Below are 22392 nucleotides of genomic sequence, written 5' to 3'. Positions count from 1 at the left end.
AGGTCAGCCCTGGGCGTGCCCGTGCATCGAGAAGTCGAGCCGCGCGGGGAGCGGCGCGCCGTCGGACGCGTCGTGCCACAGCGCCGCGAGGCGCGTCTCGCCCTCGCGGAGGTTCGCCGGGACGACGTCGTCCGACTCGAGGATCCGCCGCGCTGCCGGCCTGTCGCCCAGCCCCAGCAGCGCCTCCACCTCGGCCAGCCGGAACCGCGCGTGCTGCGACCGCGTCGCCCGCGCCGGCGGGCCCTGGCGGGTGGCGCGCGCGAGGTCGCGCGCCGCCTCGAAGGACCCGGCGTCGAGCAGGCACCGCAGCAGCTCCAGGAGGAGCACCGGCCGCTCGGCGGAACCCGGTCCGGCGAGCGCGAGCGCGTCGCCGAACGCCCGGACGGCGGCGCCGGCGTCGGACGCGCGGAGCTCGACGTGCGCCAGCGCGCGGTGGGCCGCGGCGCTCGGGGCCGCGGCCAGCGAGGCGCGCAGGTGCCGGCGCGCCTCGTCGGTGGCGCCCGGGCCGCCCCCGTCGACGAGCTCCAGGACGCCGAGGTGGTAGCGGGCGAACGCGCCGCCCTCGCCGGCCGCCGCGGTGAGCAGGTCGTGCCAGAGCGGGCCCCGCACGTGCGCGGCCGTGTCCACGGTCGCAGGTGCCCGGCCAGTCGTCACGAGCTCCTGCCAGACGCGGTGCGGCCCGGCGGGCACGTCGGGGAACGGCGTCGCCGTCTCGTCGACCCACCCCGCCGGGCCACGCAGCAGCGCCTCCACGTGCCCCCAGCCCGACCCGGTGGCGAGGATCTCGTCGGGGGCACGACGCGCCGCGCTCGCCAGGGCGTCGTCGAGCGACGCCAGCCGCCCGGCGCTGACCCGGGCTTCCGCGGCGGCCTCGGCCCGGGCGTACCCGTCCTCCGGGGAGGTCGCCGCCGGCACGGGCCCGACGTCGACGCGCCCGAGCGCCTCCGTCCACGACCACTCCTGGCGCCCGGGCAGCTCGAGGTACTCGTACTGGGTGGTCGCGAGCCCGGCCTGGATCTCGGCGTAGCGCCCGCCGGCCGGCGAGAGCCACTCCTGCCAGCGGCGGGCGCCGCGGCCGGACCCCCAGCAGAACAGCTTGCGTCCGGCCAGCCGCGGGGTGCTCGCGTGCAGCAGGCCCACGCCCGACGGGTCCACCGCCATGACCCACGGGACGTCGGCGCCCCGGCAGTCGGCGAAGTAGTCGGCCGCCTCCGGGTGCCGCCCCGGCCGGGTGATGTCGACGTCGCCGCGCCACGGCGCGGTCATCCCCGTCAGGCCGCCGGTGTAGTCCGAGACGTAGGTGGCGCGCGAGGCCGCGAACACGCGGGTGTCGTCCTCCTCGGGCACCGCGACGTTGGTCCACCAGTACATCGGCGCCGCGGCCTCGCCGGGGTTGGTCACCCGCACGTGCACCGCGAGCAGCGACGCGTCGTGGCCGAGGTGGAGGTCGACCTGGAAGACGACGCCGCGCACCCGCTCGTACTCCCACAGGCGCAGGCCGGGCGCGCCGTCCGGGCCGGTCACGACGGCCGCGTGCAGCGGCGCGCAGGTGGTGGTCGAGTGGCCGCGCGTGCCGAGGTTGAGCTCGACGCCCCCGGCGAACCACGCGTCGCGCAGGGCGAGGTTCGCCGGCTGGAGCACGCGGTTGGCATAGACGAGGTCCCTGCCGGTGGGGACGTCGACGAGCGACCAGACGCGGCCGCCGAGCCCGGGCACGACCGTCGCCCGCAGGTGCGCGTTCTCCAGCACGACGGCGTCCAGGCGCCCGGGTGCGCGCCGCCGGTCGTAGGCCGACTGCGGGTGGTAGGGGAACACCGACGGCGCGGGCGCTGCCTCGACCCGGTCGGCGATGTCCGCGGGGACGGTGCCGCGGTCCGGGGTCGGGCGGGCCACGGGCTCTGGCCCGAGCGGCGGGAAGGGCCCCTCCGCCCCGGGCGTCGCGACGGGCAGCCCCAGCACCTCGGACCGCAGCACCGTGGTCATCAGTCGGCGTCCTCCCACCCGTAGTCGGGGAGCTCGAAGAAGGCGTCGCCGTCGAGCGTGTCGACCTCGCCGGTGGCCATGGCGTCGATCAGCGACTCGACGCCGGTGCGCACGGTCTGCACGAGCATGCCGTGCAGCTTCTGGCCGAGGTCGTCCTGCTGACCGCGCACCTCGAACAGCACGGTGGCCGAGCCGTTGAGCGCGAACGCCGACCGGCCCTGGCCCGCGTACTCGCGCTCGTCGGGGTGGAAGTAGCGTCCGACGGCGGCGAGCGGCGACTGCGTGCCGTACTGCTCCTGGATGCCGTTCGCCACGGCGAGCGCGTACCGGCGGGAGGAGTCCTGGTCGAGCAGCGGCCAGTCCTCGAGGTACGCCGCGCCGTCGTCCACGCCCAGCGGCGGGTAGTCGAGCGAGACGGAGATGTGCTTGCCGTCCTGCGGGCCGCCGGTCAGCTCGTCGCACGGGCCCATGTGGTGCAGGTCGACGACCGCGTCGACCTCGCCGAACTCCTCGGCCAGCCCGACGTAGACGTCGCGGATCGTGCGGGACTCGGCCGAGAGGTAGAACCCGGCGTCCTTCGGGTCGCCGGGCAGGTCCTGCGGCTGCGGCACGTAGTCGAGGTCGGCGTTGAAGTCCCGGTTGAGGTCGAAGCCGGGCTGGTCGATGCCGTCGCCGGTCAGCGAGTGGTACCAGGCGCGCGGGGCGCCGTCGAGCTGCGGGTACTGCGTCACGACGTCGTCCCACGCCACGACGTTGGCCCGCCGGTTGAGCTCGCCGCCGTCGGGGTTGACCATCGGCATCGCGACGAGCGTGACGTTCTCCAGCGCCCGCCGGGTCGCGGGGTCGCTCCCGCTGCCGAGCTTCTTGAGGATGCCGAGCAGCGCCTCGGTGCCGGTGCGCTCGTTGCCGTGGATGGCGCTCTGGACCATGAGGACGCGGTCGCCGGTGCCGACGCGCGCGGTGTACAGCTCGCGGCCCTGCTGGGTGTGCCCGGCGACGTCGACCTGCACGCGGCCGCCGCTGGTGCGCTCGAGCTGCGTGAGGTCGCGCTTCAGCTCGGCGTGGGTGGTCCAGCCGTTGAACTGCGGGTCGTCGAAGGTCTTGCAGGTGCCGTTCTCGTCGGGCGGGGCGGCCGTCGCGGGGGCGGCCGCCGCCGTGGCGGTCAGCCCGGCGACGGTGGCCCCGGCTGCGAGCGCGGCGACGAGCCGTCGGGAACGGGGAGAGGACTGATGACGCACGTGAACCTCCGGGTGGGTGGTGGTCGTCCGTGGTGCTGCCCGGCACCTCCTCGTGCCGGTGGGCAGCATCCTTGCGTCGACCGGCGCGTTCGGCGCGCCGGGAGTCGCCCGGGTAGACAGTTGCTCCGATTTCTGCAAGGTTGCTGAAACGGCGACATCCCCACATCCGGGTGGATCGCCGCCGCGGCCACGCGCCGTGCACGACGTCCCGGCAGCGACGCCGGGTCGGTGTCAGCGGTCCCCCGAGGGGGTCGGACGACCCGAGAAGGAGAAGCAATGACGCTCGCACCCACCACCACCACGACTCGTCGCCGGAGAGGCAGGCGCGCCGTCGGCGCGACCTTGGCCGCCGGCGTCGTGACGGCCGGCCTGGTCACGACGGCGACGTCCGCGACGTCGGCCCCGACCGTGCCGGAGCCTGCCGCGCAGGAGCCGGCGCAGGCCGACCCGGCCGCGGTCGGTCACGGTGACGTGATCCTCAACATGTTCCAGTGGACGTGGACGTCCGTGGCGCAGGAGTGCACCAGCACGGTCGGTCCGGCCGGCATCGACGCGGTCCAGGTGTCCCCGCCGCAGGAGCACATCCAGGGCACCGAGTGGTGGACGTCCTACCAGCCGGTGAGCTACAAGATCGAGTCCAAGCTCGGCACCCGCGAGGAGTTCGAGGCCATGGTCGACGCCTGCGGCGAGGCCGGCGTCGGCGTCGTGGCGGACGCCGTCATCAACCACACCACCGGCGCGGACCAGGGCGCCGGGACGGGCGTCGCGGGCACCTCGTTCGCGATCGACGACTTCCCCGGCGTGCCTTACGGCCCGGGCGACTTCAACGACTGCCGTGAGAACATCGCGAACTACGGCGACCGGCAGGAGGTGCAGAACTGCCGCCTGGTGTCGCTGCAGGACCTGCGTACGGCCTCCCCGGACGTGCAGGACAAGATCGCGGGCTACCTGAACGACCTGATCGACCTGGGCGTGCAGGGCTTCCGCATCGACGCCGCCAAGCACATGCCGGCCGAGGATCTCGCCGCCATCAAGTCCAAGCTGAGCAACCCGGACATCTACTGGGTGCAGGAGGTCATCGGCGCCGCCGGCGAGCCGATCCAGCCGTCCGAGTACGTCGGCAGCGGCGACTCGCACGAGTTCGACTACGGCCGCCAGCTCAAGTCCGCGTTCGGCGGGAACCTGGCCAGCCTGCAGGGCATCGCCGAGGGCAAGCTGCCCTCGGACCAGGCGGGCGTGTTCGTCACGAACCACGACACCGAGCGCAACGGCGAGACCCTCACCTACAAGGACGGCGACGCCTACCGGCTCGCCAGCATCTTCATGCTCGCGCACCCCTATGGCTCGCCCTCGCTGTACACGGGGTACACGTTCGACGACAAGGACGCCGGCGCGCCCGGGGCCACCGCCACCGGCGTGGACGACGCCGACTGCGACAGCGACGCCTGGAGCTGCATCCAGCGCGACCCCGCCATCGCCGGGATGGTGACGTTCCACCACGCGGTCGCCGGCACCGAGCTCACCGACTGGTGGGACGACGGCGGCGACCAGATCGCCTTCGGCCGCGGCGACGCCGGCTTCGTCGCCCTCAACAACGGCGACGGCGAGGCCGAGCACACCTACACGACGTCGCTGCCCGCCGGCGAGTACACGAACGTCGCCGCCGGCGACGGCGCCGAGACGTACACCGTCGCCGCCGACGGCACGTTCACCGCGACCGTGCCCGCGAGGGGTGCGGTCGCGCTGCTCCCGGCCGGCGCGTAGGGCGTCCGGAGCCGACGGCTGCAGGCCGGGCCGGCGGGCACGTGCCCGCCGGCCCGGCCTGCGGTCTTGCGCTAGCGGCGCGCGTCGTCGAGCAGGGCGACGGCGGTGTCCAGGCAGTGCAGGGCGCTGGGCGGGTCCACCCGCACGAGGGTGAACGCGCTGATCACGAGGGCGGTGCAGACGTCGGCGAGCCGGTCCAACTCGTCCGCCGCTGCGTCGGGGAGGTGCGCCGCGACCCCGCGGCGCAAGGCGCCCCGCAGCTCGGCGCGATAGGCGGCCACGGTCTGGCGGACGGCGTCGTCGCGCGCGATGGGGGCGCTGGAGGTGTTGACGAGCAGGCAGCCGGAGGTGCCCTGGATCTCGTCCGCCCGGGCGAGCGCGGCGCGCAGGCCGGCGAGGTAGTCGACGACGGCGCCGGGGTCGACGTGGTCGGCGACCAGCGGCCGCAGCCGCGGGCGCACCACCTCGTCGAGGTAGCTCTGCACGGCCGCGTCGAAGAGCCCGCGCTTGGACCCGAAGGCGTGGTAGATGCTCGACCGGTTCAGCCCCGTGGCGCGCTCGAGCGCCGGGACCGAGGCGGACTCGTAGCCCGAGCGCCAGAAAACCTCGCGCGCGGCCCGCACCGCGTGGCCCGTCTCGTACGACTGTGACCGACCCACCAGCGCCTCCGGTTGTGTGCAACGACCGGTACAGAATAGATTGTGGAACGACCGTTGCACAACAGGCCCCGTGCCGGACCAGGAGCAGACCATGATCGTCGCCGGACTCGTCCTGGCGGGCGCCGCCGCCGCGCTCCACGTCTACATCTTCTGGCTCGAGTCGCTCGCGTGGACCACGAGCCGGGCGCGAGCCACGTTCGGCACCACCGAGCAGGAGGCCGCCGCCACCCGCGAGCTGGCGTTCAACCAGGGCTTCTACAACCTGTTCCTCGCCGTGGTGACGGGCGTCGGCATCGTGCTCCTCGCACTCGGGAGCGCCGCCGGCGTCACGGGCGCCGGGGCTGCGCTCGCCCTCGCCGGCACGGGCAGCATGCTCGCCGCCGCGCTCGTGCTGTTCCTGTCCTCACCCGCCAAGCGCGGCGCGGCCGTCAAGCAGGGCACGCTGCCGCTGCTCGCCGTCGTCGCGCTCGCCGTCGGCCTCGCGCTCTGACCGCACCCCCCACCCGAAAGGCATCCTCGACGCATGTCCACGATCGTCAGCACCCAGGTCCAGCTCGCCGCCCGCCCCACCGGGTGGCCCACCGCGGACGACTTCCGCACCGTCCAGGTCATGTACGGCGACCCGGAGCCCGGGCAGGTCCGCGTGGTCAACGAGTTCGTCTCCGTCGACCCCTACATGCGGGGCCGGATGAACGACGTGAAGAGCTACGTCCCGCCGTACGCGCTCGGGGAGACGATGACGGGCGCCGCCGTCGGCCGCGTCGTCGCGTCCGCGTCCGACGACGTCCCCGTGGGCGCGGTGGTGCTGCACCAGCTCGGCTGGCGCGACGTCGCCCAGGCGGAGGCGAAGTACTTCCAGGTCGTCCCGGAGATCCCCGGCGCCCCGCTGTCGCTGCGCCTCGGCATCCTCGGCATGACGGGGATGACCGCGTACGTCGGGCTCACCGCGATCGCCGGCCTGCAGCCCGGCGAGACCGTGTTCGTCTCCGGGGCCGCCGGGGCCGTGGGCACCGCCGTCGGGCAGATCGCGCGGCTGCTGGGCGCGGAGCGGGTCGTCGGGTCGGCCGGGTCGGCCGAGAAGGTGGAGCTGCTCACCTCGAAGTACGGCTACGACGCGGCCTTCAACTACAAGGACGGGCCCGTGCGCCGCCAGCTGCGCGACGTCACCCCCGGCGGCGTGGACGTGTTCTTCGACAACGTCGGCGGCGACCACCTCGAGGCGGCTCTCGACCGGATGAACGACGGCGGGCGCCTCGCCCTCTGCGGCGCCATCTCCGCCTACAACGCCACCGAGCGCCCGGCCGGCCCGGACAACATGGCGAACGCCGTGACCCGCGGCCTGATGCTCAAGGGCTTCACGCTCCCCAGCTACCTGCACCACGGGCCGGAGTTCCAGGAGCGGATGACCGAGTGGTTCGCCGCCGGGAAGATCGCCTACGACGAGACCGTCGTCGACGGGATCGAGAACGCCCCGCAGGCGTTCCTCGACATGATGCGCGGCGGCAACATCGGGAAGATGGTCGTCCGCACCGCGGGCTGACCGCTCACGCGCGGCCCCGGCCGGCCCGGGCGACGAACACCCACTCCAGCCCGGGCCGGTCGGGGGCGTCGCGCACCTGCTCGACGACGTAGCCCGCCTCTGCCAGCGACGCCTCGACCTCCTCGTGCTCGCGGAAGCGCAGCGTCGAGTCGGAGCGCAGCTCCCGCCCGTCGGGCAGGACGAAGGTGCCGCGGAACGTGACGAAGGGCGCGGAGACGTCGACCAGGTCGGTCCACCTCTCGACGACGCCGAACCCGGGCACCTCGGTGCGCGCGTACGTCTGCTCCCGGGTCCAGCGCTCCCAGTAGCGGCGTGCCGGGTCGCGGGTCTCGAGCACGAGGTGGCCGCCGGGGACGAGCGCCGCACGGACGCCGCGCAGCGTCGCCGCCCAGTCGTCGTCGGTGCGGAAGACCTGCGCGACGTTGCCCGTCATCGTCGCGAGGTCCACCTGCAGCGGCGGCAGCGTGGTGGCGTCGCCGTGCAGCCAGCGCACCCGGCCGGCCCCCGGCTTGGCCCGGGCGACGTCGAGCGACGCGCCCGCCGGGTCCACGCCGACGACGTCGAACCCCTCGGCCGCGAGCAGCACCCCGAACGTCCCCGTGCCGCACCCGACGTCGAGCACGCTCCGCGCCCCGAGCTCGTGGGCGATCGCGAGGTAGGCGTCGAGGTCGCGGCGGTCCGGGTCCAGCGGGTCGTACAGCCGGGCGAGCGTGGGGTCGGCGAAGATCGCGTCGGGCATGGGGAGACCGTAGGCCCGGGCGGGCGCGCCCCTCCAGGGAATTCGCCCGGGCCCGCGGCGTCAGGGCCGCGCGGCCGCCTCCTCGTAGGTCGACTCGTCGAGCCCGCTCATCGTGGGGTCGTAGGAGACCTCGCCCACCTCGTACATGGACGTCATCCAGTGGAAGAACTTGTCGCCCCGCTCCTGCAGCAGCAGGTAGAGGCGGCGCAGCATCGCGGCCCGGGTCCCGGCCTGCTCGGGGTGGTCGTAGACGTTGATGAGCTCGTCGGGGTCGAGCTCGAGGTCGTACAGCTCGTTGGTCGAGTCGGGGTTGACGACGAGCTTGTACCGGTCGGTGCGCAGCATGCGCTGCGGGTACGGGAAGTGGTGCCCGTGGAACTCGCAGACGATGTCCTCGGCCCACTCGGGGCTCTCGCCGGCCGCCAGCGGGACGAGCGACCGGGAGTCCACGGCGGGCGCGGGGTCGATGCCCGCGAGCTCGAGGATCGTCGCGGTGCAGTCGAGCAGGCTGACGAACTCGGTGCGCACCTGCCCCGCCGGCCCGCCGGGGATCTTGAGGATTCCCGGGGTGCGGTAGATGTCCTCGTACATCGCCGGGCCCTTGTCGTGCAGGCGGTGGGAGCCGGTGAACTCGCCGTGGTCGCAGGAGAAGAAGACCGCGGTCTCGTCCGTGAGGCCGAGCCGGTCGAGGGCCTCGAGGACCCTGCCGATCTCGCGGTCGATCATCGCGACGTAGCCCCAGTAGACGGCGATGAGCTTGCGCGTCGTCTCCAGCGGCATCGTGTCGAACGTCCAGTGCGCGCTGTAGTTCGCCTGCACCGGCGGCTTGCCGGCGAAGGTCTCCGCGATGGAGCGCGGCAGCGGGACCGTCTCGGGGTCGACCAGGTCGAAGTACTCGTCCGGCACGACGTACGGCAGGTGCGGCCCGAAGAAGTTCAGCTCGAGGAAGAACGGCCTGGCGCCGCTGCGGAAGTCGTCGGCGTAGCGCTCGAGCATCTCGATCGTGCGGGTGGCGAGGTAGTGCTCGAACGTCGCCTCGAGCGGCTGGTGCAGGCGCGCCGCGAGCAGGTTGCCCGGCCCGCCGTTGGGCAGCGTGCCGCGGATGCGGTCGCTGATCTCGTACGGTGGCAGGTCGTGCTCGGCGAGGTAGTCCAGGTAGTCGGGGTGGTCGACGGGGTTGTGCCACCCGGGCAGGTGGACCCCGTCGAGGCCGAAGTCCGCCGGCTCCTTGTGGGTGCCCGCGTGCCACTTGCCGATCAGGCCGGCGTTGTAGCCCGCCTCGCGCAGGGCCTGCGGGAACGTGAAGACGCCGTCGGCGAGGTCCTCCAGGTACCCGACGTTGCGCTCGTGGTTGGCCAGCAGCTTGTGCCGGAACGGCGCCTGCCCGGTCAGCAGGCTGGCCCGGGCGGGCGTGCAGATGGCGGTCGGCGTGTACCAGCGGTCGAACCGGGTGCCGCTCGCGGCGAGCGCGTCGAGCACCGGGGTGTGCGCCATCGGGTTGCCGTAGCCGCCGAGGGTGTCCACCCGGTGCTGGTCGGTCATGAGGAACAGCACGTTCGTGCGCCTCGCGTCGCTCGGTCCGGTCGCAGCGGTCATGAGGTGCTCCTTCGGGTGGGGGACGAGACGGTGGGAGCGCCGGGGCTCCCGGGATAGTCGACGAGCAGGGACGTGCGGTGCTGCAGGGCGACGACCGCCCCGACGGCTCCGCCCGAGTCCCCGAGGTCGGAGGCCCGCACCCGGGGGCGCGCGCCGTCGATCGGGTGGACCTGGAACGTGACGGTCGAGGCGACCTGCTGCACGAACGGCGGGGCGACCGCGGCCAGGGCGCCGCCCACGACCACGTCGGTGGGGTTCAGCGCGAGCACGGTCGACGCGAGGACCTGGCCGGTGGCGGTCCCCGCCTCGCGCAGGACGGCCTCGAGCGTCGGGTCGGCGCGGTCGACCGCCCGTTCGAGCTCGCGCAGCGAGCCGAGGTCGAGTCCGCGCTCGGCGCAGGTGGCGAGGATCGCCGGGACGGAGGCCACGGTCTCCAGGCAGCCCTGCTTGCCGCACCGGCAGCGCCGGCCGTCCTGGCGGACCGTGACGTGCCCCAGCTCGCCGGACAGCCCCCGGCCACCGTGCACGAGCCGCCCGCCGACGACGATGCCGCCGCCGATGCCGGTGGCCACGCGCAGGTAGACGAGGTCGCGGTCGGTGCCCGGCGTCCGCACCGCCTCGGCGAGCGCGGCGAGCCGGGTGTTGGTGTCCAGCAGGGGCGAGAGCCCGAACCGGTCGTGCACGGCGTCCTCGACCTGCCGGCGGGCGGCGGCCGACGACTCCGTCGCCCCGGCGTGGCCCGCCGACCAGGCAGGGGAGTAGGGGCCGGGCAGCCCGACGCCGACGCCCTGGAGGGCGTCGAGGCGGGTGCCGCCGGCGGCGATCTCGTCGACCACCTCGAGCGCCGCGCCCACGCGCGCGTCCCACGCGGCGTCGGGGCTCACCTCGCGGTGCTCCGACGCGATGACGTCGTGGCTCGCGTCCACGACCGCGACGTGCACCGCCGCGTGCGCGAGGTCGATGCCGAGGTACTGGCCGGAGGTCGGGTCGAGCGCGAGCATCTCCGCGGGCCGCCCGGAGCCGCGCCGGCCGGCGGCGTCGGTCGCCACGACGCGGACCGCCCCGCGCCCGACGAGGTCGCCGACGATCTCCGAGAGCGTGGTGCGCGACAGCCCCGTGGCCGCCGCGAGCTCGGCACGGCGCAGCGCGCCGTGCTCACGGAGCGCGGCGAGCACGTGCGCCTCGTGCCGCCAGCGGACGAGGGCGGGGCCCCCGGTGGTCGTCGTCACGTCGTCAGGGTAGGAACGGCCCCGTTTTTCCGACAAGGTCCCGACAGAAAACTGCCCGGCAACCTTCGTGACCGCGACAGAACTGCACGCCACCGCCTGTCGGCACCGGGGGTTTCGGGCCGCTTCCCGGCGCGACGGACGCCGGGTCGCCGAGCCGTCGGGCGTGCGGGCGAGGAGTTTTCTGTCGAGTTGTTGACGGAAAAAAGCGTGCTCCTTAGCGTCCTGGGGATCGCGGGCGACGAGCGTCGCCGCGACGTGTCGCCCCTGACCGGGGTGACGCCCGAGACGAAGGAAGGCCGACGATGACGTCTCCCCGCTCCCGCCCGGAGTCGGCGCCCCCTGCTCCGGTGACCTCCCGGCGTGCCACGATCGCGGCGTTCTCCGGCGCGTTCCTCGAGTGGTACGACTTCTGGATCTTCGGCACCGCCGCCGCGCTGGTGTTCCCCCGGGTCTTCTTCCCCGAGGCCTCGCCGACGGTCGCGCTGCTCCAGTCCTTCGGGACGTTCGCCGTCGCGTTCGTCACCCGCCCCCTCGGCGCCATCATCTTCGGGCACTTCGGCGACAAGGTCGGCCGCAAGCCGGTCCTGCTCGTCACCGTGTTCCTCATCGGGGGCGGCACCTTCCTCATGGGGGTGCTGCCCTCCTACGCCGTCGCGGGCTCGCTCGGGGCAGTGCTGCTCATCCTGCTCCGGCTTGTCCAAGGGATCGGCATCGGCGGGGAGTACGGCGGCGGGTCGCTGCTCGCGCTGGAGAACGCGCCGAAGGGCAAGCGCGGCCTGGCCGGGAGCTTCCACCAGCTCGGCACCCCGGCGGCGCTCCTCGCGTCCACGGGCATCTTCGCGCTCGTGGAGCAGCTGCCCGAGGACCAGCTCCTGAGCTGGGGCTGGCGCATCCCGTTCCTCCTGAGCGGCCCGTTCCTGGCCCTCGGCTTCTACATCCGCAAGAACCTGCCCGAGACCTCGGCGTTCCGCGCCGACGCCCAGTCCGAGCGCAAGTCGCCCTTCCTGGCCCTGCTGCGCGAGCAGCCCAAGGCCGTGCTGCTCGGCATCGGGGCCCGGATGGCCGACGCCGTCACCTTCAACATCATCAACGTGTTCGCGGTCTCCTGGGTCACGACCTACCTCGGCATGAGCAGCGACCTCATCCTCGCGGGCTTCGTGATCTCCTCCGCGGTCCAGCTCGCCGTGCTCCCGCTGGCGGGGCGGATCTCCGACCGGATCGGGCGGCGGCCCGTCTACCTGACCGGGATCGCGATCTGCGCGGTCGGCGGCGGGCTGCTCTACTTCCCGATCATCGCGATGGGCAACGCTTTCTCCACGTGGGCGATCATCGTCGTCGTGCACGCGATCGGGACGGGCCTCATGTTCAGCATCCAGAGCGCCCTGTTCGCCGAGCTCTTCGGCACGCGCGTGCGCTACACCGGCCTCGGGGTCGTGTACCAGGGCTCGGCCCTCATCGGCGGCGGGCCCACGCCCGCGATCGCCGTGGGGCTCACCGCCCTCGCCGGGTCGTGGTGGCCGGCGGGCGCCTACCTCGTGCTCGCCTGCGTGATCAGCGCCCTGTGCATCTGGCGTGCGGGCGAGACGTTCCGCAACGACCTCGCCGACACGACCGGCGGCGAGCCGGTGGCGGCCGACGGGAGCGGCTCCGGGCGGACGGTGACCGCGTGAGCGCCGCCGTCGCCCCCGCGCTCTCCGGGCCCGGGGCGACCTGGTCCGGGTGCTACCGGTTCGGCGCCCAGGGCCTGGCCGCCCCGCGCTCGGTCGCCGAGCTCCAGGAGCTCGTGGCCGCGGCGCCGCGCGTGCGCGCCCTGGGGTCGCGGCACTCGTTCAACGACGTGGCCGACACCGAGGGCGTGCTGGTCAGCGTGCGGGACCTGCCGCCGCGGTTCGACCTCGACGCCGCGGCCGGGACGGTGACCGTGTCCGCGGGCAGCACGTACGGCGAGGTCGCGGCCGGCCTCGCCGACACCGGGCGGGCGCTGCACAACATGGGCTCCCTGCCGCACATCTCCGTGGCCGGGGCGTGCGCCACCGGCACGCACGGCTCCGGCGACGGCAACCGCAACCTCTCCACCGCCGTGTCGGCCGTCGAGACGGTCGGCGCCGACGGCGAGCTGCGTCGCCACACCCGCGGCGACGACCCCGGCTTCGGCGGGCGCGTGCTCGCGCTCGGCGCCCACGGCGTCGTCACGGCCGTCACCCTCGACCTGGTGCCCGCGTTCGACGTGCGGCAGGACGTGTGGTTCGACCTGTCGTGGCCGGCGCTGCTCGAGAACCTCGACGCGATCGTGGGCGCGGCGTTCAGCGTCTCGGTCATGCCGCGCTGGGGCGACCCCCAGGTCGCGGGGAAGGTCTGGCTCAAGTCGCGCACCGACGCGTGGGACCCCGCCCTCGACCCGGCGGCGTTCGGCGCGCGCTGGGCCCGGACCGACGCGGGCGAGCTCGCCGAGGGCCAGAACCCCAACCAGACCGTCCAGGGCGGCGTGCCCGGCCCGTGGTGGCAGCGCCTGCCGCACTTCCGGCCGGACGCCAGCCCGAGCCGCGGCGACGAGATCCAGACGGAGTACTTCGTGGACCGCGCGGACGCAGCCGACGCGCTCCGGGCGCTGCGGGCGGTCGCCGAGCGGTTCGCGCCCCTGGTGCTGGTCTCGGAGCTGCGCAGCGTCGCCGCCGACACCCTGTGGCTGAGCCCGTCGCACGGCCGGGAGTCGCTGGGCATCCACCTGACGTGGCGCAACAGCCCGGCGGAGGTGCTCGAGGTGCTCCCCGTCGTCGAGGCGGCGCTCGAGCCGTTCGCGCCGCGCCCGCACTGGGGGAAGTGGTTCACCCTCGACGGGGACGCCGTGCGGTCGTCGTACCCGCGGGCGGCGGACTTCCGCGCGCTCGCGGAGGAGTCCGACCCGGGCCGCACGTTCCGCAACCGGTACCTGGAGCGGGTGCTCGGCCTGCCGCAGGCCTGAGCGCCCGCCTTCAGACGGCTTCAGGCGGGCTCAGGCGCGCAGGGCCTGCTCGACGTCCTCGAGGATGTCGAGCGGGTCCTCCAGCCCGATCGACAGGCGCACCGTCGTCTCGGCGATGCCGACCTTCGCGCGGCCCTCGGGGCCGAGCTTGCGGTGCGTGGTCGTGGCGGGGTGGGTGATGATCGACTTCGCGTCGCCGAGGTTGTTGGAGATGTCCACGACCTGCAGGGCGTCGAGGAACGCGAACGTCCGCTTCTTCGCCTCCTGGGGCTCGGTGCCGTCGGGCACGTCGAGGTCGAACGTCACGACCGTGCCGCCGCCGGACTGCTGGGACTTCGCCAGCTCGTGCTGCGGGTGCGACGGCAGGAACGGATAGCGCACGCCGGTGATCCCGTCGAGCTGCTCCAGCGCCGTCGCGACCTGCAGCGCCGCCGCGTTCTGGGCGCGCACGCGCACGTCGAGCGTCTCGAGGCCCTTGAGCAGCACCCAGGCGTTGAACGGGCTCAGCGACGGGCCGGTGTTGCGGACGAGCGTCTGCACCGGCCCCGAGAGGAACTCCTCGGACCCGAGGATCGCGCCGCCGAGCACACGCCCCTGGCCGTCGATGTGCTTGGTGGCCGAGTACACGACGACGTCGGCCCCGAGCTCGAGCGGCTTCTGCAGCACCGGCGTCGCGAACACGTTGTCCACCACGACGACGGCGCCCGCGGCGTGCGCGAGCCCGGCCACGCGCCGCACGTCCACGAGGTCCTGCATGGGGTTGGACGGCGACTCGAAGAACACGACGTCGGCCGGCGTGGCGAGGGCCTCCTCCCACTGCGAGGTCACGTGCCCGTCGACCAGGTCGACCTGCACTCCCCACTTGGCGAGGATCTCGTCGTAGATGACGTTGGTGGAGCCGAACAGCGCCCGCGCGGACACGATCCGCGAGCCGGAGCGCACCAGCGCGGCGAGGGTGTTGAACACCGCCGACATGCCCGACGCCGTCGCGTAGCAGGCCTCGGCTCCCTCGATGAGGCGCAGCCGCTCCTCGAACGTGTGCACCGTGGGGTTGCCGTACCGGGAGTACAGGAACTGCGACCGCTCGCCCGCGAACGCCGCCTCGGCGTCGGCCGCGGAGCCGTAGGTGTAGCCCTGGGTGAGGAACAGGCCCTCGGACATCTCCAGGAAGTCCGAGCGCCGGTGCCCGCCGCGGACGGCGAGCGTCGCGGGGCGGGCGCTCGCGGGCAGCGGGCGCGAGCCGCCGGAGGTCTCGGGGTCGGCGCCGGGGCCGGTGGGGGTCTGCGCGTCGGTCACCGGGCCTGCTCCTCCTGGGGGCCGCGCGGCGCGGCGTCGTCCTGCTCGTCGTCGTACGCCGCCCACGCCAGGCCGCGGACCTTCCAGCCCTCGCGGTCGCGCACGCCGTCGAACCCGGCGCCGCCCTCGAAGCCCTCCAGCACGTTGTACGCCGGGCCGATGCCGGCCGACGTGGCGAGCCGGGCGGCGCCGATGGAGCGCTGCCCCGAGCGGCACAGGAACACGACCGGGCGGCCCGGCCCGACGCCCGCGGCGCCGAGGTCGGCCAGGAACCCGGCGTTGGGGCGGCCGCCGGCCTTGACCCACTCGACGAGGACGGCGCGCTTGTCGATCCCGGCGAGGTCGGGCACCCCCACGGCGCGCCACTCGCCGTCGGTGCGCACGTCGACGAGGACGGCGTCGGGGTCGCCGGCCAGCAGGTCCCACGCCTGCTGGGGGGTCAGGTCGCCGGCGTAGCCGGTGGCCGGTCGGGCGTCGGGGCGTGAGCCAGGTGTCGGTGCAGGCGCGGTCATCGCACTCCTCCCATCGGTCGTGGCGGTAGCACCCTCGTCCGGACGGTGGTGCGCCGACAGGCGGCGACCCCGGCCCGCGGGTTGCTGCGGCGTCGACGTGCCACGTCACTCGGCCGCTCGGGATGGTCCTGGCGATCGTACGACAGCCGTCCGCCTGCTGGGCACCCCGTCTCGCGAAGCGAACGTGTGTCGCTCCCGCCGCCCGTGCGCCCCCACGACCGGCCGGAGGTCCAGGGTGCCGACGACCTCCCGCGGTGGTGTGGTGAGGGGGGTTGGGCGGCGGCTTCGGAGGCCACGGCGCGCCCACCCGGCGCGCGGGCACCCTCCGGCTGACCGCATCGTGAGAAGCACCGTCCCAGCGCTTGACGACGCGGCGGGCCGACCTGAGCATGGTGCACAGGTCAAGAGCGCCAGCGCGAAGCCCCGGCTCGCTGGCCGGCAACCCTCCTCTCGCGGCGGGGTGCCCCGGGTGACGACCTGGCCCGCGCCGACCGGCGTCGGGCAAGCGCGGGGAGGTCTCTCCCCGGCACGACCGAGGAGGACCAGGCATGACCACGCTCACCACCGCGCCCGCCCCGGGGACGCCTGACGCCACAGCCGTCACGGCCACGACCGCCGCGGCCGTGCTCGACCTGCCGCCGGTGCTGCCCGTCGTCGGCGGCGACACGCTCGTCCCGCTCGTCGACGGGCGCCGGGTCGGCTACGCCAACCTCGACGTCGCGGCGTCGGCCCCGGCGCTGCAGGCGGTCGCCGACCGGGTCGCCCGGGTGCTGCCGCTGTACGCGAGCGTGCACCGCGGCGCCGGCTACCTGTCGCAGGTCTCGACCGCGCTCTACGAGACGGCGCGGCGCACCGTCGGTGCGTTCGTCGGCGCGCGCGAGGACGACCTGACGGTCGTCACCCGCAACACCACCGACTCCCTCAACCTGCTCGCGGGCTGCGTCCCGGCCGACCCGGTCACGGGCGAGCCCGGCCGGGTGCTGGTGCTCGACATCGAGCACCACGCGAACCTGCTGCCCTGGCAGCGCGTCACGGACGCGACCGTCGTCACGGGCGGCCCCACGGTCGCCGCGACGCTCGCGGAGCTCGACGCGGAGCTGCGTGCCGGTGCCGCGGAGGGGCGCCCGTACGCGCTGCTCGCGCTCACCGGTGCCTCGAACGTCACGGGGGAGGCGCTGCCCGTCGAGGAGGTCGTCGCCGCCGCGCACGGCGCGGGGGCGCGGGTCGTGCTCGACGGCGCGCAGCTCGTGCCGCACCGCCGGTTCTCGCTCTCCGAGACGGGCGTCGACTACGTCGCGTTCTCGGGCCACAAGACGTACGCGCCGTTCGGCGCGGGCGCGCTCGTCGGCCGCCGCGACTGGCTCGACGTCGGCACCCCGTACCTCGCGGGCGGCGGCGCAGTGCGCCGCGTGCGCGCGGCGGCGACCGACTGGCACTCCGGTCCGGCGCGGCACGAGGCCGGCTCGCCCAACGTCATCGGCGCCGTCGCCCTGGCGGCGGCGTGCGACGAGCTGGCCGCCCTCGACCCGCAGCAGGTGCGGGCGCACGAGGACGCGCTGCGCCGCCGGCTGGTGTCCGGCCTCGGCGGGCTCGACCGGGTCGAGGTCGTGCACGTGTGGGACGACGCCGTGGACCCGGTCGGCGTGGTGACCTTCACCGTCGCGGGCTACGACCCCGGCCTGGTGGCCGCCTACCTGTCCGCCGAGCACGGCATCGGCGTGCGCGACGGCCGGTTCTGCGCCCACCCGCTGCTCGGCCGGCTCGGCTTCGACGCCGGCGCCGTGCGGGCGTCGGTCGGCCTGGGGACCGCCGGCGAGGAGGTGGAGCGCCTCGTCGCCGCCGTGCGGGCGCTCGTCACCGAGGGGCCCCGGGCGCGGTACGACGTCGTGGACGGCCTGTGGGTCGTCGTCGACGACCCGCGTCCCGTCCCCGAGGGCTCCGGGCTGGAGGGCCTGCTCGCTACCGCCGCGCTGGGGGCCGACGAGGCGTTCGGCTGCCTGCCGGGCGATGTCTGACCGTCGCCCGCGGTGAGGGCATGACGAGGGGGTGCGACCTGCCGCGGTCGCACCCCCTCGTCGTGCGGGCGTCTACTTGAACGCGTCCTTGGCGTCGTCACCCGCCTGCTTGAGGTTCGCGCTGGCCTGCTGAGCCTTGCCCTCGGCCTCCCGCTTCTCGTCGTCGGTGAGCTTGCCCTGTGCCTCCTTGGCCTTGCCCTCCCCCTCTTCCGCGAGGTGCCGGGCCTTGTCGCCGAGTCCCATCGGTGCTCCTTCCGTCGAACGAACGACCTCGAACACCGACGCTAGGCGCGCTCCGGCCCGTTCGCATCCCGGCGGCGTCAGCCGTGGTCAGGCGGCGACGGCGAACGCCACGCAGAGGGCGGCGACGGTGAGGTCGAGGCCGATGCACCACACGGCGAGCGAGCGGTGCACGACGACGTCGCGCCGGTAGTGCACCAGGTCCCAGGCGACGTGCGCGGCGAGCGCCAGCGCGGCGACGACGAGCCCGACACGTGCCGGCATGGCCACCGCCGCGACCGCGACGCCGAGGTACCCGACCATGGCGCCGGCCTGTGCGAGCGTCGTCGGGCGGCGGCGGGCGAGCCCGTACAGCAGGAAGGCCAGGCCCGCCGCGCCGAACGAGACCCAGCGCGGCACGCCCGCGTACTCGAGGAACGGCAGCGCGCTGGCGACCGGCACCATGGCCCACCCCACCCAGCGCCTGCCCGTGGCCGCGGCGGCGAGGTAGCAGACGGCGGCGACGCCGACCGCGGTGGCGGGCACCGCGGCGGTGGTGGTCTCGGCCGCCGACCCTGCGGGCACGTCGCCGCCGGCGCCCACGCCGAGCACGATGCCCAGGCCGGACAGGACGCCCGCCACGACCCAGAGCGCGTTGACGCCCGCGCTGGTGGTTCGTGGTGGGGCGGCGGGCGGCGTCCCGCGCTCGTGGCGTGCGGCGGACCGGGCAGGGGGTCGGGCGGCAGGTCGGGCGGCGGTCGCGTCGGGCTCGGACATGGCGGTTCACTCCCTCGTGTACCCCTCAGGGGTATATACCCCTGAGGGGTAACTTACGCCTGCCGGTCGGGCGTGTCGAGGCCCTGCGCGCCCGTCACCAGACCGGCGGGTGCCGGTCGGCCCAGTGCAGGCGGTCCTCGAGCTGGGCGGCGACCGCCAGCAGGGTGCGCTCGCGGCCGGGGGAGCCGACGAGCTGGACCCCCATGGGCAGGCCTTCGTCGGTCCGGTGCGTCGGCACGGTGATCGCGGGCAGGCCGGCCACGTTGAGCATCGACGTCCACGGCGTGTACTGGCACTGCTGGGCGAAGTTGCGCTCCGGGTCCTGCGGGTCGAACCAGCCCACGGGGCGCGGCGTCATCGCCAGCGCCGGCGTCACGACCACGTCGTACCGGGCCACCTGCGCGAGGAGCCGCCGCTCGTACGCCGTCAGCGTGCGCAGCGCCTCGGACACCTCGCGCGCCGGCACCTCGCGCCCCCGGCCGATCAGCCAGCGGGTCAGCGGCTCCAGCCGGTCCAGCACCGCCGGGTCGTCGATCGGCACCGCAGACGCCCCCGCCATCCACAGGGTGCGGAAGGCCGGCCCGTACTCGGGCGCCGCCTCCAGCGCCGTCTCCTCGACGTCGTGGCCGAGGCCCACCAGCACGCCGACGCCCGCGTCGAGGGCGGCCCGCGCCTCGGGCGAGGTCGTGATCTCGTAGAAGTCGTCCCACGCGGAGTCCGTCGTGACGCCGACCCGGAACCGGCCCCGGACGTCCTCGCCGCCGCTGCCGCCGACCTCGCCCCGCGTCGCCGCGGCCAGGTACTCGCCGGCGCGGGCCGACGGCGCGCGCAGGGTGAGCGGGTGCGCGACGCGTCCGTCCGGACCCCACGTGAGCATGCCCTCCAGCAGCAGCGCCGTGTCGGCGGTGGTGCGCGCGAGCGGCCCGTTCACCACCAGGCCGCCGAGGGACTCCTGGCCCGACCCCGCCGGCACGAGGCCACGGCTCGGCTTGAGCCCGACGACCCCGCACGCCGCGGCGGGGATGCGCACCGACCCGCCGCCGTCGGAGCCCGGCGCGAACGGGAGCAGCCCGGCGGCGACCGCGACGGCGGCCCCGCCGCTCGACCCGCCCGCGCCGAGCGAGGTGTCCCACGGGTTGCGGGCGACGGGCCCGGCCAGCGGCTCGGTGTAGGCGGGAAAGCCCAGCTCGGGCGCGGTGGTGCGGCCCAGGCTCACCGTGCCGGCCGCGTCCAGCACCTCGACGATCTCGTCGCTCGCGGGCGGCACGACGGCGTCCGCGCCGGCGAAGGCGCGCGAGCCGAACCCCGTCGGCACCCCCGCTCGGGCCCACAGGTCCTTGTCGCCGCTCGGCAGGCCCCACAGGGTCGCGTGCCTGCCCGCGCCGTCCCGCTCCAGCGCGGCGGCCCGTTCCCGGGCCTCGCGGGGAGTGACGGCGACGAACGCGCCCAGGTCCGGGTTCGCCCGCTCGATGCGGGCGAGAAAGTGGTCCGCGACCTCGGCGGGGGCGAGCTCGCCCGTCCGCAGGAGGTCGCGCAGCCGGACGGCGGTCAGCTCGTGCAGGTCATCCATGCTCCGCACGCTACCCACCCGCCCCGCGCTCCCGCCCGGCTCCGCCCTCGGCGAAGATGGTGGGGTGACCCACGACCTCGTCCTGGCCGGCCACGGTGTCCGGCTCGAACCTCTCGCCACCCGGCACGCCGCCGGCCTGCTCCCCCTGATCGACGAGGGCCTGTGGTTCGGCCTCGCGTCGCCCACCCCGACCTCGGTCGGCGACGTCGAGGCCTGGATCGACAAGGGCGTGGCCACGGCCGGCACTCAGGCGTTCGCCGTCGTCGGGGACGACGGCGAGGTGCGGGGCTCGACCCGCTTCTACGACCTCGCCCTCGTCCCCGGGCGGGTCGAGATCGGCGCCACGTTCTACGGTCGCGAGTGGTGGGGCGGGACGACGAACCCCGCCTGCAAGCTCCTCATGCTGGGCCACGCGTTCGAGACGTGGAACCTGCGGCGGGTCGCCCTGCGGGCCGATGCGCGCAACGCCCGCTCCCGCGCCGCGATCGAGCGGCTCGGGGCGAAGCCGGAGGGCGTGCTGCGCAAGCATCGCGTCGCCGCCGACGGGACGGTCGGAGACACCGCGTACTACTCGATCGTCGACGACGAGTGGCCCGAGGTCCGCGCCGGGCTGGAGCGGCGCCTGGTGGCGCCGTAGCTCCGCGGCGCCGGCCGGCTCAGCGCAGGAGGGGCGCGACCTCCTCGCCGAGGAACGCCGCGAAGCCGTCGAGGTCGGGCTCGTCGAGCGTCGGCTGCGCCACCACCGTCGAGACGCCGAGGGCGGCGAACCGGCGGAACCCGTCGGCGACCTGCTCGGCGGAGCCCCAGGTGGCGTGGTCGGCGAGCACCTCGTCGGACGTGGCGTCGACCTGCCACCGTGCCAGGGACGACCGCAGCCGGGCGGGCGCGCCGTCGCCGGTGGCGGTCTGCGCGAACGCGACCGCGCGGAACGGGTGCTCGCTGCCCGGCCCGGACTCGGCGACCGGCGGCAGCCCCGCCGCCGCGCGGCCCTCGTCCAGCAGGGCGACCGCCCGTCGCGCCCCGGAGACGCCCGAGTCGCCGTCGATGACGACGCCGTCCGCCACCTCGCCGACCAGCCGCAGAGTCTTCGGCCCCTTGGCCGCGGCCAGCACCGGGGGAGCGGCCGCCGGCGGCCAGTCGAGGGCGACGTCGTCGAGGGTGACGTAGCGGCCCGAGGTGGTGACGCGCTCGCCCGCGAGCAGCGCCCGCAGCGCGGTCACCTGCTCGCGCAGGAGCGTCAGAGGCGACGCCACCCGCGCGCCGACCTGCCCCATCCACTCCTGCACGCCGTGCCCGACGCCGGGCAGGAAGCGGCCGGGGAACATGCCGTCGAGGGTCGCGGTCTCCATCGCGGTGAGGGCCACGTTGCGCAGCGGCAGCGGCATGACGCCGATCCCGACGCGCAGCCGCTCGGTGGCGCTCAGCATCGCCGACGCCGCGGCGGGGCCGGACTCGAGGAAGCAGTCCTCCCACAACCACACCTCGTCGAGGCCCGCCGCCTCGGCGGTGCGGGCGAACGGGACGAACCGCGAGGGCGGGTTGCCGTAGGGCGCAAGGATGCAGCCGATCGTCGTCATGCCGCGATCCTGCCGGTCCGCACCGACATCCGCCCGCCCACATCCGCCCGCCCGGACACGGATGCTCGGGTCACGCCCCGGTCATGAGCGGGTGGCCCAGGAGCTCGAGGATCCGTGCGGTCATCAGCTCGGTGGCGGCCGGGTCGTAGCTCGGCAGGGAGCTGTCGGCGAAGTAGTGCTGGTCACCCGGGTAGAGGAAGAGCTCGGCGGTCCCGGACTCGGCGACGAGCGCCCGGGCGGCCTCGAGGTCGCCCTCGCCGACGAAGACCGGGTCGTGGTCCATGCCGTGGACCTGTGCGGGCACGCCCGCCGGCCAGCCGCCGAACTCGGACGACGGGACGCACGAGTAGCAGAGCACCGCGCCCTGGGCACCGGGGCGGGTCTGGGCGAGCTTCTGGGCCGGCAGCACGCCGAGCGAGAACCCGAGGTAGAAGAGCTCGGCGGGCAGCGGCCCGGCCGCCCGCGTGCCGCGCTCGAGGACCTCGCCGAACCCGAGCCCCTCGACGTGGGCCATCCCGGCGTCGAGGGTGTCGAACGTGCGGCCATCGAAGAGGTCCGGCAGGTGGACGGTGTGCCCGGCGTCGCGCAGACGCTCCGCGAACGCGGTGATCCCCGGCGTCAGGCCCTGGGCGTGGTGGAAGAGCAGGACCTCGGCCACGGTGACCTCCTCGTCGCCGGCGTCGTCACCCGTCACCGTACAACCGCGAGCGCCCCCG

General features: G+C 74.9%; 20 protein-coding genes and 1 riboswitch. Of the genes, 7 read left to right on the top strand and 13 right to left on the bottom strand.

Annotation, left to right across the window (positions count from 1 at the left end; genetic code table 11):
• Positions 1–3: 3 nt before the first annotated feature.
• Entirely contained in the window at positions 4–1983 is a 1980-nt protein-coding gene (locus IEW03_RS01575; protein ID WP_188521880.1) for a DUF5107 domain-containing protein, read from the bottom strand.
• The gene (locus IEW03_RS01570; protein WP_229737305.1) at positions 1983–3221 is read right to left on the bottom strand and encodes a M14 family zinc carboxypeptidase; all 1239 of its coding nucleotides are present in this window, start codon (positions 3219–3221) and stop codon (positions 1983–1985) included. Before IEW03_RS01570 ends, IEW03_RS01575 begins: the two co-directional genes overlap by 1 nt.
• Positions 3222–3497: 276 nt before the next feature.
• Here IEW03_RS01570 and IEW03_RS01565 point away from each other — a divergent pair, with 276 nt between their 5' ends.
• A complete protein-coding gene (locus IEW03_RS01565) occupies positions 3498–4985 on the top strand; it encodes an alpha-amylase (protein ID WP_188521878.1) in 1488 nt (495 codons plus the stop codon).
• A gap of 71 nt (positions 4986–5056) precedes the next feature.
• Here the strand turns inward: IEW03_RS01565 and IEW03_RS01560 are convergent, their stop codons facing one another.
• Positions 5057–5644, bottom strand: a complete 588-nt coding sequence (locus tag IEW03_RS01560; protein WP_188521877.1) for a TetR/AcrR family transcriptional regulator — start codon at positions 5642–5644, stop codon at positions 5057–5059.
• 91 nt (positions 5645–5735) lie between these two features.
• On the opposite strand from IEW03_RS01560, the gene IEW03_RS01555 reads away from it, so the two are divergent.
• Positions 5736–6134 carry a DUF1304 domain-containing protein gene (locus IEW03_RS01555; RefSeq protein ID WP_188521876.1) on the top strand — a complete coding sequence of 133 codons (399 nt, stop codon included), beginning with the start codon at positions 5736–5738 and terminating at the stop codon, positions 6132–6134.
• A gap of 33 nt (positions 6135–6167) precedes the next feature.
• Positions 6168–7184, top strand: a complete 1017-nt coding sequence (locus IEW03_RS01550) for an NADP-dependent oxidoreductase (RefSeq protein WP_188521875.1) — start codon at positions 6168–6170, stop codon at positions 7182–7184.
• Positions 7185–7188: 4 nt separating this feature from the next.
• On the opposite strand, the gene IEW03_RS01545 is transcribed toward IEW03_RS01550, so the two are convergent.
• From IEW03_RS01545 to IEW03_RS01535, 3 genes are read right to left on the bottom strand one after another with little or no spacing between them, the layout of a single operon-like run.
• Positions 7189–7923, bottom strand: a complete 735-nt coding sequence (locus IEW03_RS01545) for a class I SAM-dependent methyltransferase (protein ID WP_188521874.1) — start codon at positions 7921–7923, stop codon at positions 7189–7191.
• Positions 7924–7983: 60 nt separating this feature from the next.
• Positions 7984–9519, bottom strand: coding sequence for a sulfatase family protein (locus IEW03_RS01540; RefSeq protein ID WP_188521873.1), 1536 nt, complete (start codon positions 9517–9519; stop codon positions 7984–7986).
• A complete protein-coding gene (locus IEW03_RS01535; protein WP_229737304.1) occupies positions 9516–10748 on the bottom strand; it encodes an ROK family protein in 1233 nt (410 codons plus the stop codon). The genes IEW03_RS01540 and IEW03_RS01535 overlap by 4 nt, the downstream gene beginning before the upstream one ends.
• A 302-nt stretch (positions 10749–11050) precedes the next feature.
• On the opposite strand from IEW03_RS01535, the gene IEW03_RS01530 reads away from it, so the two are divergent.
• A complete protein-coding gene (locus IEW03_RS01530; protein ID WP_188521872.1) occupies positions 11051–12418 on the top strand; it encodes an MFS transporter in 1368 nt (455 codons plus the stop codon).
• The gene (locus IEW03_RS01525) at positions 12415–13710 is read left to right on the top strand and encodes an FAD-binding protein (RefSeq protein WP_188521871.1); all 1296 of its coding nucleotides are present in this window, start codon (positions 12415–12417) and stop codon (positions 13708–13710) included. Before IEW03_RS01530 ends, IEW03_RS01525 begins: the two co-directional genes overlap by 4 nt.
• A 30-nt stretch (positions 13711–13740) precedes the next feature.
• Here the strand turns inward: IEW03_RS01525 and IEW03_RS01520 are convergent, their stop codons facing one another.
• Entirely contained in the window at positions 13741–14940 is a 1200-nt protein-coding gene (locus IEW03_RS01520) for an O-succinylhomoserine sulfhydrylase (RefSeq protein WP_229737323.1), read from the bottom strand.
• A gap of 62 nt (positions 14941–15002) precedes the next feature.
• Positions 15003–15518, bottom strand: coding sequence for a rhodanese-like domain-containing protein (locus IEW03_RS01515; RefSeq protein ID WP_188521869.1), 516 nt, complete (start codon positions 15516–15518; stop codon positions 15003–15005).
• Between the two features lie 399 nt (positions 15519–15917).
• A riboswitch (SAM riboswitch) is annotated at positions 15918–16032 on the top strand.
• Positions 16033–16066: 34 nt separating this feature from the next.
• Between IEW03_RS01515 and IEW03_RS01510 the strand changes: the two genes are divergently transcribed.
• Positions 16067–17533, top strand: a complete 1467-nt coding sequence (locus tag IEW03_RS01510) for an aminotransferase class V-fold PLP-dependent enzyme (RefSeq protein ID WP_188521868.1) — start codon at positions 16067–16069, stop codon at positions 17531–17533.
• Positions 17534–17605: 72 nt separating this feature from the next.
• Here the strand turns inward: IEW03_RS01510 and IEW03_RS01505 are convergent, their stop codons facing one another.
• The 3 genes from IEW03_RS01505 to IEW03_RS01495 all read right to left on the bottom strand — a co-directional run bounded on the left by IEW03_RS01505 (position 17606) and on the right by IEW03_RS01495 (position 20099).
• On the bottom strand, positions 17606–17776 hold the full coding sequence (locus IEW03_RS01505) for a CsbD family protein (protein ID WP_188521867.1): 171 nt from the start codon (positions 17774–17776) through the stop codon (positions 17606–17608).
• An 87-nt stretch (positions 17777–17863) separates the two neighbouring features.
• Complete coding sequence (locus IEW03_RS01500) at positions 17864–18529, bottom strand: hypothetical protein (RefSeq protein WP_188521866.1); 666 nt, start codon at positions 18527–18529, stop codon at positions 17864–17866.
• Between the two features lie 94 nt (positions 18530–18623).
• Complete coding sequence (locus tag IEW03_RS01495) at positions 18624–20099, bottom strand: amidase (protein ID WP_188521865.1); 1476 nt, start codon at positions 20097–20099, stop codon at positions 18624–18626.
• 64 nt (positions 20100–20163) lie between these two features.
• Between IEW03_RS01495 and IEW03_RS01490 the strand changes: the two genes are divergently transcribed.
• Positions 20164–20736, top strand: a complete 573-nt coding sequence (locus IEW03_RS01490; protein WP_188521864.1) for a GNAT family N-acetyltransferase — start codon at positions 20164–20166, stop codon at positions 20734–20736.
• Between the two features lie 19 nt (positions 20737–20755).
• Here IEW03_RS01490 and IEW03_RS01485 read toward each other — a convergent pair whose 3' ends face one another.
• Positions 20756–21676: an LLM class flavin-dependent oxidoreductase gene (locus IEW03_RS01485; protein ID WP_188521863.1), complete on the bottom strand. Its 921-nt coding sequence runs from the start codon at positions 21674–21676 to the stop codon at positions 20756–20758.
• A gap of 70 nt (positions 21677–21746) precedes the next feature.
• The gene (locus IEW03_RS01480) at positions 21747–22370 is read right to left on the bottom strand and encodes a dienelactone hydrolase family protein (RefSeq protein WP_308808191.1); all 624 of its coding nucleotides are present in this window, start codon (positions 22368–22370) and stop codon (positions 21747–21749) included.
• Positions 22371–22392 lie beyond the last annotated feature (22 nt).

Origin of the sequence: Isoptericola cucumis (assembly GCF_014635665.1) — a bacterium.
GTDB lineage: Bacteria > Actinomycetota > Actinomycetes > Actinomycetales > Cellulomonadaceae > Isoptericola > Isoptericola cucumis.
Note: the sequence above shows the minus strand (reverse complement) of the source record. Positions and strands in the feature narration are given on the sequence as shown.

Excerpts from the sequence above, each read along its gene's own strand:
- IEW03_RS01575 (WP_188521880.1), bottom strand. The coding sequence starts at position 1,983 with ATGACCACGGTGCTGCGGTCCGAGGTGCTGGGGCTGCCCGTCGCGACG.
- IEW03_RS01565 (WP_188521878.1), top strand. The coding sequence starts at position 3,498 with ATGACGCTCGCACCCACCACCACCACGACTCGTCGCCGGAGAGGCAGG.
- IEW03_RS01555 (WP_188521876.1), top strand. The coding sequence starts at position 5,736 with ATGATCGTCGCCGGACTCGTCCTGGCGGGCGCCGCCGCCGCGCTCCAC.
- IEW03_RS01550 (WP_188521875.1), top strand. The coding sequence starts at position 6,168 with ATGTCCACGATCGTCAGCACCCAGGTCCAGCTCGCCGCCCGCCCCACC.
- IEW03_RS01545 (WP_188521874.1), bottom strand. The coding sequence starts at position 7,923 with ATGCCCGACGCGATCTTCGCCGACCCCACGCTCGCCCGGCTGTACGAC.
- IEW03_RS01540 (WP_188521873.1), bottom strand. The coding sequence starts at position 9,519 with ATGACCGCTGCGACCGGACCGAGCGACGCGAGGCGCACGAACGTGCTG.
- IEW03_RS01530 (WP_188521872.1), top strand. The coding sequence starts at position 11,051 with ATGACGTCTCCCCGCTCCCGCCCGGAGTCGGCGCCCCCTGCTCCGGTG.
- IEW03_RS01515 (WP_188521869.1), bottom strand. The coding sequence starts at position 15,518 with ATGACCGCGCCTGCACCGACACCTGGCTCACGCCCCGACGCCCGACCG.
- IEW03_RS01510 (WP_188521868.1), top strand. The coding sequence starts at position 16,067 with ATGACCACGCTCACCACCGCGCCCGCCCCGGGGACGCCTGACGCCACA.
- IEW03_RS01505 (WP_188521867.1), bottom strand. The coding sequence starts at position 17,776 with ATGGGACTCGGCGACAAGGCCCGGCACCTCGCGGAAGAGGGGGAGGGC.
- IEW03_RS01500 (WP_188521866.1), bottom strand. The coding sequence starts at position 18,529 with ATGTCCGAGCCCGACGCGACCGCCGCCCGACCTGCCGCCCGACCCCCT.
- IEW03_RS01495 (WP_188521865.1), bottom strand. The coding sequence starts at position 20,099 with ATGGATGACCTGCACGAGCTGACCGCCGTCCGGCTGCGCGACCTCCTG.
- IEW03_RS01485 (WP_188521863.1), bottom strand. The coding sequence starts at position 21,676 with ATGACGACGATCGGCTGCATCCTTGCGCCCTACGGCAACCCGCCCTCG.